The organism is Chelonobacter oris, from assembly GCF_000772535.1.
Lineage (GTDB): Bacteria > Pseudomonadota > Gammaproteobacteria > Enterobacterales > Pasteurellaceae > Chelonobacter > Chelonobacter oris.
In genome coordinates, this window is the sequence record NZ_JSUM01000019.1 from 13,620 (window position 1) to 31,992 (window position 18,373).

Consider the following 18,373-nt stretch of genomic DNA (forward strand, 5'->3'; position numbering starts at 1 on the left):
AGATGAAAATAATCTTCATCTGTTTAACCCGTATTTTTAGTTTAGTGATTCAAATTTTTCTCATCAAAACCAAGAATAGCGGTTATCATCATCGCGACTATAATGGCCGTGATAATTGCTGCAATTATTGCCATAACAGTATGTTGGAAAATCGGAATAGCCAGTATGGTTGAATAACCGTATACATAAGCCGTTGCGCCGAATAAACCGGCGACAACGCCACCTGAAGCCGCCCCTGCCATCACACCAAACATAGGATTTCTCAGCGGCAAATTTATTCCATAAATTGCCGGCTCAGTGACGCCGGCCACAATACAACCGACGGCCAGACTCAAAGATTCTGTCCGTAATGCTTTGTTTTTAGTTCGTAACGCCACACCGAGACATGCTCCGCCTTCTGCCATATTGTGTAATAAATAAGCCGGGCGAAACAGCATATCATAACCCGGATTCGCAATAGCCTGTACCATAAACGGTGTAACTGCATGATGCATTCCCGTCATGACCAACCAAGGCATACAAGCCGATAATAACCCAACGGATAAAGTCCCTAGATTTTCTGATGACCAGAGGAAAATATTGACCATATAAGACCCGATAAAATCACCGAATGGTCCTAAAATCGTAATCCCTAGAATATAAGTAATCACCATTGTACTTATACCAAGTAAAATCGGACGAACAATACCCGGCAAGATTTTCGTCATGAATTTCTCAACATAATAAGCACACAAACCGATTAATAACGCAGGAAGCAATGAACCGCTATATTTGACTACCATGACAGGAATCTGCATAATTTCAATATTTTCATTCGATTTTAGAAATTCTGTAAAATTCGGATAAACCAGTGTTGCCGCCACGACCATTGAAAAAATCGGTGTTGCACCCAGTTTTTTCGCTGCGCCATAGGCGACAAAAACCGGCATAAAAAAGAATGGCACATCAGAAAGTAAACCTAATAAGGAATACACCTGTGTCTCACCGAAGCTGGGTATTGCAAGCCTGAATAATAATAAAAAAACTTTCAACATACCGCCGGCAACCAGCCCCGGAATCATCGGGGTAACGACCGCAGAGATAAAACCAATTACATTGGTAAAAATACCCTTGACAGTCCGTTTCTGTTTAGGTTTAGCCAACTGTTCAGACCTTGTTGCAATCACATCCGACTGCTTTGAATGTGAAATTTCAATCAGGCGTGAAGCTTCTTCATATACCGGATTCACATTTTTACCAAGAACAATTTGTAATTCTTCCCCAACAAAAACCAAACCTAATACGCCTTTAACCGCTTTGATTTTTGCTTGCTGAATTTTATTTTTATCTTTAGTATAAAATCGCAGTCGAGTAGCGCAATGCATATAAGTCGTAATATTTTCTGAACCGCCTGATAATGCAATCAATTCTTCTGCAACTTGTTTATAATTCATCGTGGCCTCTTTATTAGGTTAAACCTAAAGTGTTTATGTTAAATTAATTTTTCATTGGAAACCAAATGCTTAGTAATCAACTCATCAGTAATAAAAAATGGACCAGATCAGAACAATTATTAATTAAATTTATTCAGTCTTATCCCAAACTGACATTAAGCCTTTCTTTAGAAGAACTAAGCCAAAAGTGCTACACTTCTGAAGCTTCGATTATCCGGTTTTGTAAAAAGCTGGGTTTCAAAGGGTTTTCTGAATTTAAAATTCAGTTGGCTTCAGAACTAACCTCTTTTGCACAAAACAGCGAACAAATTTCCGTTGATATTCCGCTTTCCCCCAAAGACAGCAGAGAGAATATTGCTAAAAAATTCTTTAATTTATCTCATCAAGCATTGGAAGAAACCTATCGTAATTTTGACTTCAATCAATTGGATAAAGCCGCCAAACTACTTGCAAATGCAGATATTGTCCGTATTTACGCACGTGGAGAATCCCTTATCATTGCTGAAGACTTTCACTATAAATTATTACGTATTGGAAAATTATCCCAACTTGAATCACTTGCCGGCTTTCAAGAAGCCAGTGCAACTAATTCCGATCAAGCAATTCGAGAAGTCGCATTAGTTATTTCACATTACTGTAATAGCCTGCAAACTAATTACAATATGGATGAACTTGCCAGTAAAAAAACACCGTTTATATTACTTACTGCAAATCCGAATGCTTGGCCTTATGATCGTCTTGCCATAGCAACGTTACGTATATCCAATACAGAAAGTCGTTATAAAATGGGTTCTTTCTCTTCCCGTACTTCAATGTTATTCACTCTAGATTGTCTTTATGGATTAATATTTTCTTTAAATTACGAAAAAAACTTGAATAATCTCACCCGTTTTTCAAAACATAAAGCGGAAAGAACTTATTTTTATAATCACATAAAATAAAAACGCAAATAAATAACATCATCATTCCAAGTTATTACCATTTGAGCGGATGACTTTACCGTACCACTCAAAAGAAGCTTTTTTACGCCGCTCTAAATTCCCACTGCCATAGTTATCTCTATTTACATAAATAAAACCGTAACGTTTACTCATCTGACCGGTTCCGGCACTGACAATATCAATTGGTCCCCAATAAGTGTAGCCTATTAACTCAACGCCATCTTGAATCGCATTTTTCATGGCTAAAATATGCTCACGAATATAATTAATACGATAATCATCATTGATAAAACCGTTTTCATCAGGCGTATCTATTTGACCTAAGCCGTTTTCTACGATAAATAGCGGTAATTGATAACGATCATAAAGTTCATTTAAGGTATAGCGTAATCCGACAGGATCAATCTGCCAGCCCCAAGGTGTGGTATCTAAATAAGGATTCGGTGTTCCTTGGTCGCCTCCCGTATCCCCTTGGAACGGCTGACCAAATTCATGAGTCGAAGTGCGGTAATAACTAAAAGCCAAGAAATCTGAAGTATAGGCTTTGATGATCTCTTCATCACCACAAACCATTTCTATTTTTATACCTGCCTCTTTCCAAATGCGTGCTGTATAGGTAGGGTATTCTCCACGGATCATAACATCACCATAGAATAAAGAGCGACGTCTCAATACCATTGTTTCAAATACATCATTTGGATCACAAGTGTGCGGATATACATTACTGAGCGATAACATACAGCCTATCTTGGCTCCGGGACATAACTCCCGACACAGTTTTATTGCTAAGCTATGAGCAATAAACATATGATGACTTGCCTGATAAACTATTTGTTGCTGATTTTCCCCTTCTTTGAAAAAAATACCACCGGCAGCTCCCGGCATACGACGCATATTATTAATCTCGTTAAAGGTCAACCAGTATTTAACCTGATCCTTAAAAGCCGTAAATACCGTTTCACAATATTTTAAAAAGAAATCAATTAATTTTCGGTTTCTCCAACTTCCATATTTATCAACTAAATTAATCGGTGTTTCGTAATGACTTAAAGTCACAACAGGCTGCATACCTCGTTTTAACATTTCATCAAATAAATCACGATAATACTGCAAACCGGCCTTATTAGGTTTAATATCATCGCCGTCGGGATAAATTCTTGACCAATTAATTGAAGTACGAAATACATTAAAATTCATTTCTTCCATTAATGCCAAATCTTCTTTATAACGATGATAAAAATCAATTGCTTCATGAGTAGGGTAAAACTTTTGCGGGTCAATTACCGAATCATATTCATGCTTAATTCCATTCGGAAAACCATTGGAAATGTCCAAACCTTTTCCATCAAGATTATATGCCCCTTCTGCTTGATTTGCTGCAATAGCGCCCCCCCAGAGAAAATCATCAGGAAATCCCTCAATAAATTTTTTCATTTTACCCCTTCCTATAAGTCATCATGAATAGTTGTAAAAAATATTAAGTAATTTCTCATTATCTTCAAGAGACGAATGGAATATTGAAAGCTGACTTCACTATTTTTATATTTTCGGCCAAATTTCTGCAAATTAAGTTGCAAATTTGCTTAAAAGACACCTAAGATTTTATATAATTTCCGAACAAAACAATGTAAGAAGGCAGAAGAACTGGAAAGATGATTTTTCACGCTGTTGATGATAAGCCCGACAAGATTCAAATACTCTATAAACTTTTTTTATGACATTAATCTGAAAAGTGCAGCTTTAAAAATAGGGCTATTTAAAATGTAAAAAAACAGGCATAAAAAAAGACCGCAAAATTGCGATCTTTTTATTTTTGGTGCTCTGGGCGGGATTTGAACCCGCACATCCTATGGACACTACCCCCTCAAGATAGCGTGTCTACCAATTCCACCACCAGAGCGATTTTAAATTTATTGAGGTATGTCGCTGTTCGGCTGACTTGCAGGAACCTCTGGCGCAGGCGCCGTATTTTGCTGTTCCAGTTTCTGAGCTTCAATAGTCAAATCATCAAATGTCCCCTGTGGCGCTTGGCGGTGGGTATTGATATTGCCGATAACCAAGGCGATGATGAAAAATAGAAGAGCCAGAATTGCAGTCGTACGCGATAGAAAATTGGCGGAGCCGGCAGCACCGAAAATCGTACCTGATGCGCCCGAACCGAAAGATGCCCCCATGTCAGCCCCTTTCCCCTGTTGCAACAGCACGAAGCCGATCAATGCGACCGAGACAACGATATAAGCAATAATTAAAATTTCATACATAATTTTTACACTTGACTCTTGTGATGTTATCTGCGTTTTTATTACTTCGCCTAATGACACGGCAAAGCAGAAATAATCGTTTTAGACTGCGCATAGTAGCGAAAGCCTGAAAACTGTGCAAGTTTATTTTCCGAAATGTGTATTGAATGCCTTAATTTCAATCAATCTTTTTATGATTGCTAACCGCACTTGATGTCTTGTCCGCTACCCGTTTTTTTGAATGGGTGCGTTTTTGATATGTTGCCCGTTGATGATTCGGGACTTGTACCCGACTCAACAAACGTAGTGCCTGAAAACTGTACTGATGAAGCATGTCCGGCAAATGTGTTAGCAGTTGCTGCATAAATTGTTGATAACTTGTCTGTTTTCGACTGATAGCGTCCAGTTGGGATTCCCAATGTGCAGTCATGTCGGGCAAGGTCGCACTTTCGGGCAGTGCCTGAATCAGAATACGTCCGGCTTCGGTGCTGATAATGTTACGCCCTTTTTTAACGATGAAAGCGCGTTTAAACAGCAGTTCGATAATGCCCGCCCGTGTTGCTTCCGTGCCTAATCCGTCGGTTTCCCGCAAAATTTTTTTCAACTCTTTGTCCTGCACAAAACGGGCGATACCGGTCATCGCGGCAAGCAGGCTTGCATCGCTAAACGGTTTCGGCGGCTGAGTTTTCTTGCTGATGATCTCGCCTTTTTCACACCACAACACTTCACCTTTTTTTACCTTCGGCAACGGCGGCTGCTGGTTTTCGTCCTGATCTTCTTTGCCGAGTAATTGCTTCCAGCCTGCGGTTTGTAATCCGCGCGCCTGCGCCAAAAACTGCCCGCCCGCAATCTCCAGTGTAATTTTTGTCTTGCGGTATTCCGCATCGGGGCAAAACTGCATTAAATACTGACGGGCTATCAATGCATAAATCTGCTGTTCGGTTTGTGACAGCGCCACTTGCCGCTTGTTAGCGGTCGGAATAATCGCATGATGCGCTTCCACTTTTTTATCATTCCAGCAACGATTGCGCTGTTCGGGATTCACAACCTCCGGCAAAGATTGATAATTCGGGCTGTGTGCCGAAATGGCGGTGAAAACCGCACTTCGTCCTGCAAAATGTTCTTCCGGCAAATAGCGACAATCGGAGCGGGGATAGGTAATCAATTTATGCACTTCGTATAAGCGCTGACAGGTATCCAGCACCTGCTGTGCCGATAATCCGTAACGTTTGCCGGCATCGATTTGTAGCGCCGACAATGAATACGGCAACGGTGCGGTTTCTTTTTCCTGAGTGTCGCTGTATTGCGTTACGGTTGCCGGTTGTCCGGTGATGCGTTTAACGACATTTTCGGCCAGCGGCTGCGATAAAATCCGTCCGTTTTCATCCTGATAATCCTCGCACGCCTTACTCGGCTGCCAAAGTGCGGTAAAACTTTGCGGCGGCTGGTCGTTGGTGCGGATATAGGCTTGGACTTCATAAAAATCTTTCGGTTGAAAATTTTCGATTTCCAGATCACGCCGCACAATCAGCCCCAATACCGGCGTTTGCACCCGTCCGACCGACAGTACGCCCTTGTAACCGGCTTGTTGTCCGCGCAAAGTGTAAGCTCGGGTCATGTTGATCCCATATAGCCAATCCGCCCTGGCGCGTGCCAATGCCGAGGTCGCCAACGGAATGAAATCACGGTTGGATTGCAATTTTACAATCGCTTTTTCAACCGCACTTGGGTTCAGATCGCTGATCAAACAGCGTTGGATTGCGCTGCGTTTGGCTTCCGGCAAGCCTGCGTAGTTGAAGACTTCGTCCACCAGCAGTTGCCCCTCCCGATCAGGGTCGCCGGCGTTAATCAGTTGATCCGCCTGTTTAATCAGATTCAACACCACGTTCAGCTGTTTGGCCGTGCTTTTTTTCGGATTCAGCTGCCATTGTTCGGGAATGATCGGCAGATGTTCCAAACGCCACTGTTTAAAATTCGGATTATACGTATCCGGTTCGGCCTGCTCCAGCAAATGCCCGATACACCAAGTGACATAATCGTCGTGACCGCACTTGATAAAACCGTCGCCCCGTTGGTGAGGTTTCGGCAGCACGTCGGCAATGGCCCGCCCGAGGCTGGGTTTTTCGGCAATAAACAGTCGCATAATAAACGCTCTTAACAACAAAAGTGCGGTAAAAGGTAAATCTTACCGCACTTTAGAAGGCACTGACAACTTTGGTCACGCCTATTTTTGTTCCGGCAATTTATACAAGCGGTTTTTATAGCTGTTGCTGCCCCATAAGGCGTATGCCAACGCTTCTTTTGCCATGCGGCGGTTGAGATCCGTTGCCGTCAGCTCGTGGCTGTCGGCATGATAACGGAAACTTTTGGCTTCAATATTCGGCTGTAGAATCGTGACTTCATCACCACGCATATACGCCAAATTTTTATCAAACTGCATTAATGCCCGATTCGGATTCTCGCTCCGGGTCAAATCATAACCCCACATCGGATATTCGCCGCTCACGCCGGCCAGTGACAATAATGTCGTCGGTAAGTCGATCTGGCTGATGAGTCGATTATCACGTCTGGCTTCGATCCCTTCGCCTAAAATCAGCCCCGGAATATGGAAATTCCGAATCGGCACTAACGACGCGCCGGCTGCGCGCGAATCGTGGTCGGCAACCACCAAAAATACCGTATCTTTCCAATAATCGGATTTTTTTGCCAAGTCAAAGAAATAGCCCAGTGCGTAATCGGCATATTTGGCGGTGTTGTTGCGGGTCTGTTTCGGTTGTTCGTACAAGTCGATTTTATTGTCGGGAAATTCAAACGGATCGTGATTGCTTGAGGTAAATACTAAGCTGAAGAACGGCTGACCGCGCTTTTCCCATTCGCTGAATTTCTGATTTGCTTTATCAAATAAATCTTCGTCACTCATACCCCAAGTGGCAACGAATTTCGGATCTTGATAATCCGCCTGATCGACGATGGTCTGAAAGCCGTTGCCGTAGAAGAAGCTCGCCATATTGTCGAAATGCTTCTCACCGCCGTAAATAAACGAGGTGTGATATCCCTGCCGTTTCAGCAATTCGGCAATGGTGAAAAAGCCGTTTTGACTGCCGGACAGTTTCACCGCCGCTCTTGCCGGTGTCGGCGTAAATCCGGCGGTAACCGCTTCAATCCCGCGTACTGAGCGAGTGCCGGTCGCATATAAATTTTCAAACAGCCAACCTTGTTTCGCCAATTGATCAAAGTGCGGTGAAAGCGGTTTGCCGCCCAATGTGCCGATAAATTGTGCGCCCTGACTTTCCTGTAGGATAATCACGATATTTTTCGGTTTGCCCTGATAACTTGCCCGATTATAGGTTAAAGTCGGAATCTCAGGATTAATGTAGTCGCTTTCCGCCCGTCCACGCAGGTTTTTCAGGGTTTGCAGCACTTCATCAAACGGCATTTTGCCGTAGATTTCAGAGGAGTTGTCTTCATCTTTGAACTGTTGAACGGCATACAACACCGAATAACCGGAATTCAGCACCAGCGAATTGACCAGCGCATCGGAAGAAAATGCCACCATCGACGGGTTAATTCCGCGATGTTGTAAGCTGGAACGAGCACCAATAAACACTAGCGCCGCCACCAATAATGCAATAAACGGGCGATAACGCCAGCGGAACGGTGTCAAATTTCGGGTAACGTTGCCCGCCAGTCGCCAAAACAGCCAGCTTGCTAGAATCGCCGCCACCGGCACCGCTACCAACGACAAAAGATGCCCGTTTGCCAGCATACTGAACACTTCTTTCGGATTGAGGAGATATTCCACAAACAGTCTGTTCGGGCGAAAATCATAAGTTGCAATAAAATCCGGCGTGGACAGTTCCATAAACAGAATAAACATGCTGCCGACGGTTAAGACCACTCGCAACACTAACAGATACGCTTTACCCAGTGTGTTATCGGATACCAACAATACGCTCAACAGCGCAAACAGCCCGAACAGCCAACAGAGCGACACAATATCGATACGCACGCCCTGCAACAGCAATTCCGCCCAACCGTCAACGGCACTGACCCGTTCATGCTGCCACCATGCCAACAGGATTCGGCTGCCGGAGAGTACAAACAGATTAACAAAAACAAAAACAACCAATGGGTATAACGAACCCAAAAATTTTTTTAGCGTAGACATTTAACTGCCTTTATTATAATTAAAGTACGGATGCAGCTTAGAGCATCGGTTTCAAAAAAAGTTCTGTCGTTTTCTGTGATTTTAAAATGATTTACGAGACGTGTTTTTGTAAAAATCCTTTACCGCCCAATGCATTAATTTGACGCAAGATCCATTGTTGTTTACGCAGAACGGTCGCCGACGGTCGGTTAACCTTATAGCGAATCGGGTTTGGCAATACGGCGGCCAACAGCGCCGCTTCATTGAGGTTTAACTGTGCGGCGGATTTGTTGAAATAGTGACGGGCAGCAGCTTCCACACCAAAAATGCCGTCGCCGAATTCGGCAATATTCAGATAGACTTCCAAAATCCGCCTTTTATCCCATACCACTTCCAGCAACAGTGTGGTCGGCACTTCAATCCCTTTTCGCAGCCAACTTTGCCCGTGCCACAAATAAAGGTTTTTGGCGGTTTGTTGCGAAATCGTCGAACCGCCGCGAGTTCGAGCCGATTCCGCATTATCTTCAAGTGCGGATTGAATCGCATCAAAATCCAGCCCGAAATGCTGAGTAAAGCGCTGATCTTCGGCAGCAATCGCCGCTATCTGCATTTGCCAGCTGATCTTATCCAGATTGACCCAGTCGTATTGCCACTCATACGAAAAATCCCCACTAAACCAGTGAGCCGCTTGCTGTTGCAGCATATATGCCGAAAACGGAACCGGCACAAATCGTAAAAGTGCGGTCAACGCCAACAGCGCCAACAAAAAGCGCATTGCCCATTTACAAACCGTTTTGCGAGGTTTGGTGCGCAATTGATGCCACAAACCGCACTTTTTCATTCGTTTCATCACTTAACGCTGCTGCAACCACTGCACAAAATCAACAGACATGGTTTTCAGCATATTCGAGCCGCGGGTGATGGTGGCGGCGCTGGTATTCAGCTTTTGCTGTATCTCACGCTGTGAAAGCGTTTTTTCCAGCAGCGCATCGACAATTTTCACCCGTAAACCGACCGCATCCCGTTCATCGGAAGTCAGCAACAACGTCAGCAGCTCTTCTTCACGCCCCTCGGCAAAGGCACGCCGCACGAGTTCGACAAAATCATGCCATTGCTGTTGTTTGATATTCGACATTTCGCCCACCTGTGATTGATTGATCGCACTGTTGCACTAGTATAAGCGATCGGTTTCGCTTTTGGCGAATTTTATTAGCGGCTGATTCGACAACATGCGGTAATAATAATCGAATGTCAGCACATTTTGCACATAACCGCGGGTTTCATAAAACGGAATCGTGGCAATAAATTCCGCCATACTCAACCGTCCGCCGGCACGTGCCGACCAACGCTCAACCCGACTACTGCCTGCATTGTAAGCGGCGGCGATAAAAATGCGGTTTTCGCCGAAACGATCCGCCAGTTCCTGTAAATGCTGCGTACCCAACATAATATTGTCAAACGCATCAAACAGCTGACGCTCATGACGGTAAGGCAAGCGGAATTTCTCGGCGGTCGCTTTTGCCGTTGCCGGCAATAACTGCATTAAGCCACGGGCATCGGCATGTGATTGCGCATTCACATCCCATGCACTTTCCTGACGGGCGATTGCCATGGCAAAACTGTTTGGCACCCATTTGTCTTTCAGGTTGATTTCAAACCACAATGGATAGGCTAACGGCAAACGCTGCGCCAGATAGGTCCAGGCTTTTGCCTGAATAGTAGCCTGAACGCCGAAGGCATACCACTGTTTTTGATTGGCATAATCCGCCAACGCAATCTGTTGCTTGCTGTCGGCTTGTGCCAATAATGCCTGCCACGCTTGTTTCGCTTGGGCAAATTGATCGATTGCTAAAAATTCTTCGATTTGCGCCAGATTTTGCCGTAATGGTTGCAGCTGCGCATCGGCTTCCGCCTGCGCCAAACGGGCAAAGTGCGGTTTGTATGCCGAATTCAGCTGCTCAGCCGCCAGCATCGGATAAAAGCCCCGTTCCTGTGCCAAACGCTGCCACTGCTGCTGTTCCTGTATTTTTCTGCCTTGCTTATTATCATTAAATGCTTGCCAAAAACGCCATTCCTGTTGCGCTTTTCCCGTGTCGGACAACAATGCCAACCACTCGCTTAAATCGCTTTGTGCCAAAATCGCCAAACGGATTCGGCGCTCGGTCAAATTATCCTGTTTCAAAAGACGCAGCTGTTGATCGCGCCATTGGCGAATCGACGGATTCTCCGAATCGAACAGTTTGCTGATCAACGCCGCGCGCCATTCGTTCAATGCCGCTTGATCCAAGCCGAAACGTAAACCCCATGCTTGATATTCTGCAAAAGGATCCGGCACGGCAAACTGCTGTTCGGTTAACGATCGAAGATAACGGGCAAACGTTAAGCGCACAATATCGGCATTCTGCGGATTAAGCGCGGCAGTTTGTACAAACAGGCTGAGGCTTTGCGGGTTATTGCGCAATTCCAGCAAACTTTCCAGCCAGTTGCTCATCACAATATCGTGACTTTGATTACGCAAATGGCGCAACAGCCCGTCACTGCCTTTTTCAAACGCCAATACCGCACGTTGTTTGAGCAAATCGTCACTCAACCGTCCTGCATGTTGCCAACGGGTAAAAATATCATCACAGGCCGATGGTAAAGAGCTGCCGTTTAGCCAAATTTTGTCGACCGCTTGCCAAAGTGCGGTTTTATCGCCTTGCGATTCGGCTTGGGCAGAAAAATAAACGCAACGCGAAATCAAATCGCTCGGCGGCGTTTGGCTAAGTTGTAAAATGCCCTGCCAGTCCGCACGCTGCTGCAAAGTTTGGTATAAAGTGCGGTCAAGATTGTTGCTTATTGCCAGCGCCGGATAGTGCTGTGCAAATTGCCGAATTTTGTCCGCCGATAAATTTTCTTTATCACTCACCAGCCGCTGATACTGCAAATAAGGCAGCAGTACATAACCGTCCAAACGGTCAATCAATTGATCCACCACAGTAAAATTATTTTTTTCGCCCGATAACGGCAACAACGCTTCGGCTTTCCGATAAATCTCACGCTGCCGTTCTAGTGGCAAAACGTCGGCATGAAGTGAAAGACTTGTCCATAAACCGCACAGCGTTGCCAACGCCACGCTTTTTTTCTGTCGCATATCCGCTCTCCGAAAATCATTTTCCCAACATTTCAAGACACCTATAAAAAAACACCTTGCAAGACTACAAGGTGTTAGACCGTTTAATAAAACAAAAAGTTTAAATTATTTTTTCGCTAAACACTGGGAAAAGCTGTCCGCCAACGACTGTAAGTAATCAATATAGGCGGTTTTGCCGATAGCGATCTGTTCTCCCATCGGATCCAATACGCCCAGTTTAACCCCGGTATTTTTATGCAGGGTTTCCAATAGGCGGGGGGTAAACTGCGGTTCCGCAAACAGGCATTTTGCATTATTCGCCGCAATATCGGCTTTAATCTCATTCAACGTTTTTGCGCCCGGCGCCACTGCCGGATTAATCGTAAACGCACCTAAATGTTTGAGACCGTACTGACGTTCAAAATAGCCGTAAGCGTCGTGGAAAACATAGTAGCCCCGTTGTTGTATCGGTTCCAATTGTGTTTTCAGTTGTTGTTTTTTGCCGGCGACACCTTGTTTAAAGGCCGACAGATTAGCCTCAATCAAATCCGTTTTGGCCGGATAATGATTTTTTAACTGCTTTGCAAGCTGTTCTGCAATTTTTTCACTGATATCGCTGGAAAACCAAACATGCCAATCGGTTGTCATACCGCCATGGTCATGGTCATGGTCATGGTCATGGTCATGGTCGTGATCATCTTCGAATCCCGGCGGGCCGTCATGATCATGGTCGTGATGATGGTCGTGGTCATGGTCATGATCGTGGTCATCCGCATGAACATGTAGTGCTTCGCCCAAAAATTGCTGAATACTGCCCATTTTGTCGATTTGCAAGACATTTTCCGCCTTTAGCCGACCGATACTTTTACTCAGAAATGTTTCCATATCCTGACCGATCCAGACCACCAGTTCCGCTTGTTGCAACCGTTGTAAATCCGACGGGCGCATATTGTAATCATGCGGAGACGCGCCGGTAGGCAATAAAACTTGAGTGGGCGTTACACCGTCTGCAACCGCTGCCGCAATAAAACCAAGCGGTTTTACTGTCGTCACAATATCTGCCTGGGCAGTGTAGGCAATGGTTGAGAGGAGCACGCCTGCCAATGGTTTATTTATTATTTTCATGCTTTTTCCTTGTTATTTAAGATTTCGCCGGAGGCTGTAACAGCTTCTCCAGCACTCTGGCAACGGCAAAAAAACCAAATGTCGCCGTCACCATGGTTGCAGCGCCGAAACCATTTGCACAATTCATGGTTGCCGACAACTGACAATCACCTTCCGTTTGTGGGAAGATAAGCGGTTGGGTCGAAAAAACACAATCGACCCCAAATTTTCGTTTTGGATTCTGACTAAAGCGGTATTGTTTGCGCAGCAGCGACCGCACTTTTGCCGCCAACGGATCTTGGACAGTACGACTGAGATCGGCGATTTGAATCCGTGTCGGATCGGTTTGTCCGCCGGCACCGCCGATGGTGATCAATCTGATTTTATGCCGCTTGCAATAGGCGATCAACGCCGCTTTCACTTTCACACTGTCGATAGCGTCAATCACATAATCAAAGTGCGGTTGAATATAATCGGCAATATTGTCCAATGTGAGAAAATCATCAATCACACTGACTTCACATTGCGGATTGATCTGTTGAATCCTTTGCGCCATCACCGCCGTTTTCAACGCCCCGATCTCCCCGCTCAAGGCGTGGATCTGACGATTGATGTTAGTCACGCAAATATCGTCCATGTCAATTAGGGTAATCTTACCGATACCGCTGCGTGCCAAGGCTTCCGCCGCCCAAGAGCCGACACCGCCGATTCCAACCACACAAACGTGTGCGCCGCTCAAAATCGGCAATGCATGTTGCCCATATAAACGGGCTATACCGCCGAAACGGCGTTCATAATTATCAATGCGTTCCATTCGTAGCGTTATTTCAATAGCCAAACGCGGCCATAGTGTTTCATTAATCCGGCTTTATGTCCCGCCTCATCACCGATTCCCTGATACAAATCAAAGTGATGACCTTTCACCGCGCCGCCAACGTCCAACGCCATCATCAAACGCAACTGATGTTGCCCCGTCCAGTTGCCTTTTGAGTCGATCAACGGTTCTTCCACCAGCAAAACACTGCCCGACGGAATCACACTGCGATCGGATGCCAAAGAAGCGAGCGGCACTAGCGGAATACCTGCCGACCCGCGCACTTTGCCGGTCGGATCGTTTTTAAAGAAGACATATGACGGATTGCGTTCTAACAGCCCCCGCAAGCGTGACGGATTGCGTGTCGCCCATTCGCGAATTGCCTGAATCGACATTTTTTCCTTTTCAATTTCACCCTGTTCGACCAACAAGCGCCCGATAGCCTGATACTTAAAGCCGTTCTGTCCGGCATAGGCAAAATAATTTAAATTGCCGTTGCCGAAATCCACATATCCGCTGCCCTGTACCCCTAATAAAAAGTTGTCCAACATCGAATCGCTATATGCCAACTCCAAGCCGCGCCCATTCAATGCGCCGGCATAAATTTGCGCACGGGTATAACGCTTATCTTTCGGCATGGCGTGAATCGGGTGACGGTATTTTCCTTGCGCCGTCCGACGGGCATGAATCACCGGCGAGAAATAACCGGTCATCAGGACGTTTTGATAACCGTCTTCGCCGCGCATTTGCTGTAAATTAACGCCATATTGCGTGATTTGTTCGACATTGCCGCCGGATAACACCCAGTTCATCACTTTGTTGTAAGTTGAGGCATTATTGTTTGCCATACGCGGTGACGTATTCTGCACTATCGACAGTTGCGTCAAAAAATCCCCTTGATTGACGACACTTCCCGCATTGGCAACACGAGAAACCGAAAACAGATTTTGGTTCGGTTCAATGTAGCTGCGCCCTTTATACACTGCGCCCATTTTTTCGTGCAGTGCGATTTCATCTTGATAGGACGGCGTAACGGTTGTTTTCGGTGTGGAACCGCAAGCAGACAGCAGTAACATGGCCGATGCCGTCAGTACAAATTTAAAACTCAGTTTCATGGTGATGTTTGTCTTTCCTGTGGTGATAAAGCGGAGTACCAGTCGAGAGGCAGTACCTTAGCAAAAAAAAAATCAAAAATACAGCGTTCACAGTAAGATATTACGCCGGTTTCGCCGGACAATTTGCCGACAACACGAACAATGCGGCGATTATATCGCCACCTAGAAGAAAAAAAGAAAAAAAGTATAAAAATAGGGTTGTATTATTTAAAAAAAAGCGTATATTACGCCACTCACAGACGCGGGGTGGAGCAGCTTGGTAGCTCGTCGGGCTCATAACCCGAAGGTCGTTGGTTCAAATCCAGCCCCCGCAACCAGTTTTCTAAAAGCACCTTTTGAGGTGCTTTTTTCATATCCGATACCGCACTTTTTCAATACCGCACTTCTTTGCATTCGGCGCAGCACAACCGAATGCAGTCCCAATAAAAAAAGCCGTCCGAAACGGACGACTTTTATGAATTCGATAAGTTCAGCTCAATTAAGCAATAACTGTTACGTTTTCAGCTTTTTTACCACGTTGATCATCAACAATATTAAAAAGCACTGCTTGGCCTTCTTTTAAAGTACGAAACCCTTCGCTTTGGATTGCTGAGAAATGTACGAATACATCTTCGCCACCATCAACTTGTAAAAAACCAAAACCTTTAGTTTCATTGAACCATTTTACGGTTCCTTTTGCTTGAGACATTGCTACATCCTAAATAAATAGTTAAAAAAATCTTACCTTACAACACGACGACCAAAAAAGTTTGATTTTCATGACATGGTAAATCTTGCTCAAAGAGCGGTTGAATAGTACCAATATAAATAAAAAAGTACACTTTTTATTTGCGATATTACAGGAAAATAGACTTTTTATTCCCATAATGTGAAAAAGGTCACAATTTAATAACGGTTTTTTTTAACTTAAAGCGCCAACCTGTCCAATAATTTTTGGTGAATGCCGTCAAAACTGCCGTTACTCATAATCAAGATGTGATCGCCGGGCTGTGCCTGCGCAATAATCAATTCAATCAACAAATCAATATTTCCGCTCCATTTTGTCGGCACGGTCGATTTCTCTGCAATTTCCGCCACTTCCCACGGAATGTTGTCCGGCTGCAACAAAAACACATAATCGGACTTAACCAGCGAAGCCGCCAATTCATTTTTATGTAAGCCCATTTTCATGGTATTGGAACGCGGCTCCAGCACCGCCAAAATCCGTTTCGCTCCACCGACCCGATCACGCAATGCGCCGATTGTCGCCGCAATTTCAGCCGGATGATGGGCGAAATCGTCATAAACCGTTATTTCATTGATGCTGCCTTTGACTTCCAAACGACGGTTAGTATTGATAAAACGCGTTAACGAAGCACAGGCTTTCGCCACCGGAACACCGGCACGATAAGCGGCGGCAATCGCCATCAAGGCATTGTGCATATTGTGTTCGCCAAATACGTCCCAACGGACTTCCGCGATCTTTTGCCCGTGATGGTAAACGGCAAAATGGCTGCTGTCCTGAACAATTTTCTCGGCGAACCACGCTTCCCCGGCGCCTAAATGCTGCTGTTCGCTCCAACAGCCCATTTCCAGCGTCTGTTTTACCGTGCTGTCATCTTTCACCGATAAGATCAACCCCGATTGCGGAATAATCCGAATCATGTGGTGAAACTGGCGCCGAATAGCCGCCAAATCATCAAAAATATCCGCATGATCAAATCCGATATTATTGATAATCAAGGTATTCGGATTGTAATGGACAAATTTAGAGCGTTTGTCAAAAAACGCCGTATCGTATTCGTCCGCTTCGATCACAAAATACGGGCTATCGCCCAACTGTGCCGAGGCGGCGAAATTACCGGTAACACCGCCGATTAAGAAGCCGGGATTCAAGCCGTTATCCGCTAAAATCCATGCCAAAATACTGGACGTTGTGGTTTTACCGTGCGTCCCCGAAACCGCCAGCACCTTACGCTTACGCAATAAATTGTCATGCAGCCATTGCGGACCGGAGGTGTAAGGAATGCCGTTGTCCAGCACATATTCCACACTCGGATTGCCGCGCTTCATCGCATTGCCGACAATCACCATATCCGGCTGCGGCGTTAATTGTGCGGGATCATAATTCGCCGTGATCTCAATACCGCTCTTTTGTAAAAAGGTGCTCATCGGCGGATAAACATTAACGTCCGATCCGGTGACCTTATATCCCATTTGCCGCGCGATAATCGCAACGCCGCCCATAAATGTACCGCAAATGCCCAAGATGTGAATGTGTTGCTGTTTCATAATCTTAACCGCTCTTTTATCCCTGTAAAAAATGTGCCTTGGATCACAACTTGCAATCTGTCGACCCCGTTTGATTCGAATGGCTGTTATAATAAAATCCGTCGATTATACAATAAAAAACAGCACCGTTCTGTTTTAATTATCAGGAGAACAAATGAAAACGTTAGGCGAATTTATCGTAGAAAAACAAGCCGATTACCCGAATGCCAAAGGCGAATTGAGCGGCATCCTCTCCTCTATCCGTTTAGTTGCCAAAATCATACATCGTGATATCAACAAAGCGGGGCTGACCAACGACATTATCGGCAATTCCGGCGTGGAAAATGTACAGGGCGAAGCACAAATGAAACTGGATGCGTTTGCCCATGAAAAAATGAAAGCCGCCTTGATTGCCCGCGATGAAGTCGCCGGTTTCGGTTCGGAAGAGGAAGAAAATTTTGTCTCTTTTGATACCGAACGCGGGCGCAACGCCAAATATGTGATTTTGACCGATCCGCTGGACGGCTCTTCCAATATCGATGTCAATGTGGCGGTCGGTACGATTTTTTCGATTTACCGCCGTATTTCCCCTATCGGCACCGCCGTAACGCTGGACGATTTTTTACAGCCCGGTCATAAACAAGTCGCCGCCGGTTATATCGTTTACGGCTCCTCCACCATGTTGGTTTATACCACCGGCAACGGTGTTAACGGTTTCACTTACGATCCGTCCTTGGGCGTATTTATTCTGTCTCATGAAAATATCCGCATTCCGGCAAACGGCAGCTGTTATTCGATCAACGAAGGCAATTACCTGAAATTCCCGATGGGGGTGAAGAAATACTTAAAATATTGCCAAGAAGAGGACGATAACAGCAACCGCCCTTACACTTCACGCTATATCGGATCGCTGGTGTCCGATTTTCACCGCAATCTGCTGAAAGGCGGCATCTATATTTATCCGACCTCAACCCACTACCCGTCAGGAAAATTGCGTTTGTTGTATGAAGGCAATCCGATGGCATTTTTGGCGGAACAGGCGGGCGGTTTGGCAAGTGACGGCTACCGACGCATTTTGGATATCGAGCCGACCGAATTACACCAACGTACCCCGCTATTTGTCGGCTCGAAAAACATGGTGGAAAAAGCAACCGATTTTATGGCGGAATACCAAGATTCATAAAGTGCGGTTTTACTCGTTGTCATTGACTTCATAA

At 45.2% G+C, this 18,373-nt stretch carries 15 protein-coding genes and 2 tRNA genes; 3 read left to right on the top strand and 14 right to left on the bottom strand.

The annotated features are described in order from the left end of the window. Positions 1-41: 41 nt before the first annotated feature. On the bottom strand, positions 42-1,433 hold the full coding sequence (locus tag OA57_RS11220) for a PTS transporter subunit EIIC (RefSeq protein WP_034617892.1): 1,392 nt from the start codon (positions 1,431-1,433) through the stop codon (positions 42-44). Positions 1,434-1,498: 65 nt separating this feature from the next. On the opposite strand from OA57_RS11220, the gene OA57_RS11225 reads away from it, so the two are divergent. After that, positions 1,499-2,374, top strand: coding sequence for a MurR/RpiR family transcriptional regulator (locus OA57_RS11225; protein WP_034617895.1), 876 nt, complete (start codon positions 1,499-1,501; stop codon positions 2,372-2,374). 21 nt (positions 2,375-2,395) lie between these two features. Here OA57_RS11225 and OA57_RS11230 read toward each other — a convergent pair whose 3' ends face one another. The 11 genes from OA57_RS11230 to mltA form a co-directional block, all read right to left on the bottom strand. Beyond that, positions 2,396-3,808 carry a family 1 glycosylhydrolase gene (locus tag OA57_RS11230; RefSeq protein WP_034617899.1) on the bottom strand — a complete coding sequence of 471 codons (1,413 nt, stop codon included), beginning with the start codon at positions 3,806-3,808 and terminating at the stop codon, positions 2,396-2,398. A 380-nt stretch (positions 3,809-4,188) separates the two neighbouring features. Beyond that, a tRNA-Leu gene (locus tag OA57_RS11235) sits at positions 4,189-4,274 on the bottom strand. Between the two features lie 10 nt (positions 4,275-4,284). Continuing rightward, entirely contained in the window at positions 4,285-4,635 is a 351-nt protein-coding gene (secG, locus tag OA57_RS11240; RefSeq protein ID WP_034617902.1) for a preprotein translocase subunit SecG, read from the bottom strand. 157 nt (positions 4,636-4,792) lie between these two features. Next, positions 4,793-6,757 (bottom strand): DNA topoisomerase III, encoded by a 1,965-nt coding sequence (locus OA57_RS11245; protein ID WP_034617905.1) that lies wholly within the window; start codon positions 6,755-6,757, stop codon positions 4,793-4,795. A gap of 81 nt (positions 6,758-6,838) precedes the next feature. After that, positions 6,839-8,782: an LTA synthase family protein gene (locus tag OA57_RS11250; RefSeq protein ID WP_034617909.1), complete on the bottom strand. Its 1,944-nt coding sequence runs from the start codon at positions 8,780-8,782 to the stop codon at positions 6,839-6,841. Between the two features lie 91 nt (positions 8,783-8,873). Beyond that, positions 8,874-9,602 (bottom strand): monofunctional biosynthetic peptidoglycan transglycosylase, encoded by a 729-nt coding sequence (gene mtgA, locus OA57_RS11255; protein WP_161788352.1) that lies wholly within the window; start codon positions 9,600-9,602, stop codon positions 8,874-8,876. Positions 9,603-9,614: 12 nt separating this feature from the next. Continuing rightward, positions 9,615-9,896, bottom strand: coding sequence for a trp operon repressor (trpR, locus tag OA57_RS12780; RefSeq protein ID WP_034617915.1), 282 nt, complete (start codon positions 9,894-9,896; stop codon positions 9,615-9,617). A gap of 36 nt (positions 9,897-9,932) precedes the next feature. Next, entirely contained in the window at positions 9,933-11,894 is a 1,962-nt protein-coding gene (locus tag OA57_RS11265) for a transglycosylase SLT domain-containing protein (RefSeq protein WP_052122483.1), read from the bottom strand. 105 nt (positions 11,895-11,999) lie between these two features. After that, complete coding sequence (znuA, locus tag OA57_RS11270) at positions 12,000-12,998, bottom strand: zinc ABC transporter substrate-binding protein ZnuA (RefSeq protein WP_052122484.1); 999 nt, start codon at positions 12,996-12,998, stop codon at positions 12,000-12,002. Between the two features lie 16 nt (positions 12,999-13,014). Then, entirely contained in the window at positions 13,015-13,791 is a 777-nt protein-coding gene (gene tcdA, locus OA57_RS11275; RefSeq protein ID WP_034617935.1) for a tRNA cyclic N6-threonylcarbamoyladenosine(37) synthase TcdA, read from the bottom strand. Positions 13,792-13,799: 8 nt separating this feature from the next. Then, positions 13,800-14,912 carry a murein transglycosylase A gene (gene mltA / locus OA57_RS11280; protein WP_407637108.1) on the bottom strand — a complete coding sequence of 371 codons (1,113 nt, stop codon included), beginning with the start codon at positions 14,910-14,912 and terminating at the stop codon, positions 13,800-13,802. Between the two features lie 234 nt (positions 14,913-15,146). On the opposite strand from mltA, the gene OA57_RS11285 reads away from it, so the two are divergent. Further along, positions 15,147-15,223: transfer RNA gene (locus OA57_RS11285), tRNA-Met, on the top strand. A 161-nt stretch (positions 15,224-15,384) separates the two neighbouring features. Here the strand turns inward: OA57_RS11285 and OA57_RS11290 are convergent. Then, the gene (locus tag OA57_RS11290) at positions 15,385-15,594 is read right to left on the bottom strand and encodes a cold-shock protein (RefSeq protein WP_034617937.1); all 210 of its coding nucleotides are present in this window, start codon (positions 15,592-15,594) and stop codon (positions 15,385-15,387) included. 218 nt (positions 15,595-15,812) lie between these two features. After that, entirely contained in the window at positions 15,813-17,177 is a 1,365-nt protein-coding gene (gene mpl, locus OA57_RS11295) for a UDP-N-acetylmuramate:L-alanyl-gamma-D-glutamyl-meso-diaminopimelate ligase (protein WP_034617939.1), read from the bottom strand. Between the two features lie 154 nt (positions 17,178-17,331). On the opposite strand from mpl, the gene fbp reads away from it, so the two are divergent. Next, positions 17,332-18,339 carry a class 1 fructose-bisphosphatase gene (gene fbp / locus OA57_RS11300; RefSeq protein WP_034617941.1) on the top strand — a complete coding sequence of 336 codons (1,008 nt, stop codon included), beginning with the start codon at positions 17,332-17,334 and terminating at the stop codon, positions 18,337-18,339. The last annotated feature ends 34 nt before the right edge of the window (positions 18,340-18,373 follow it).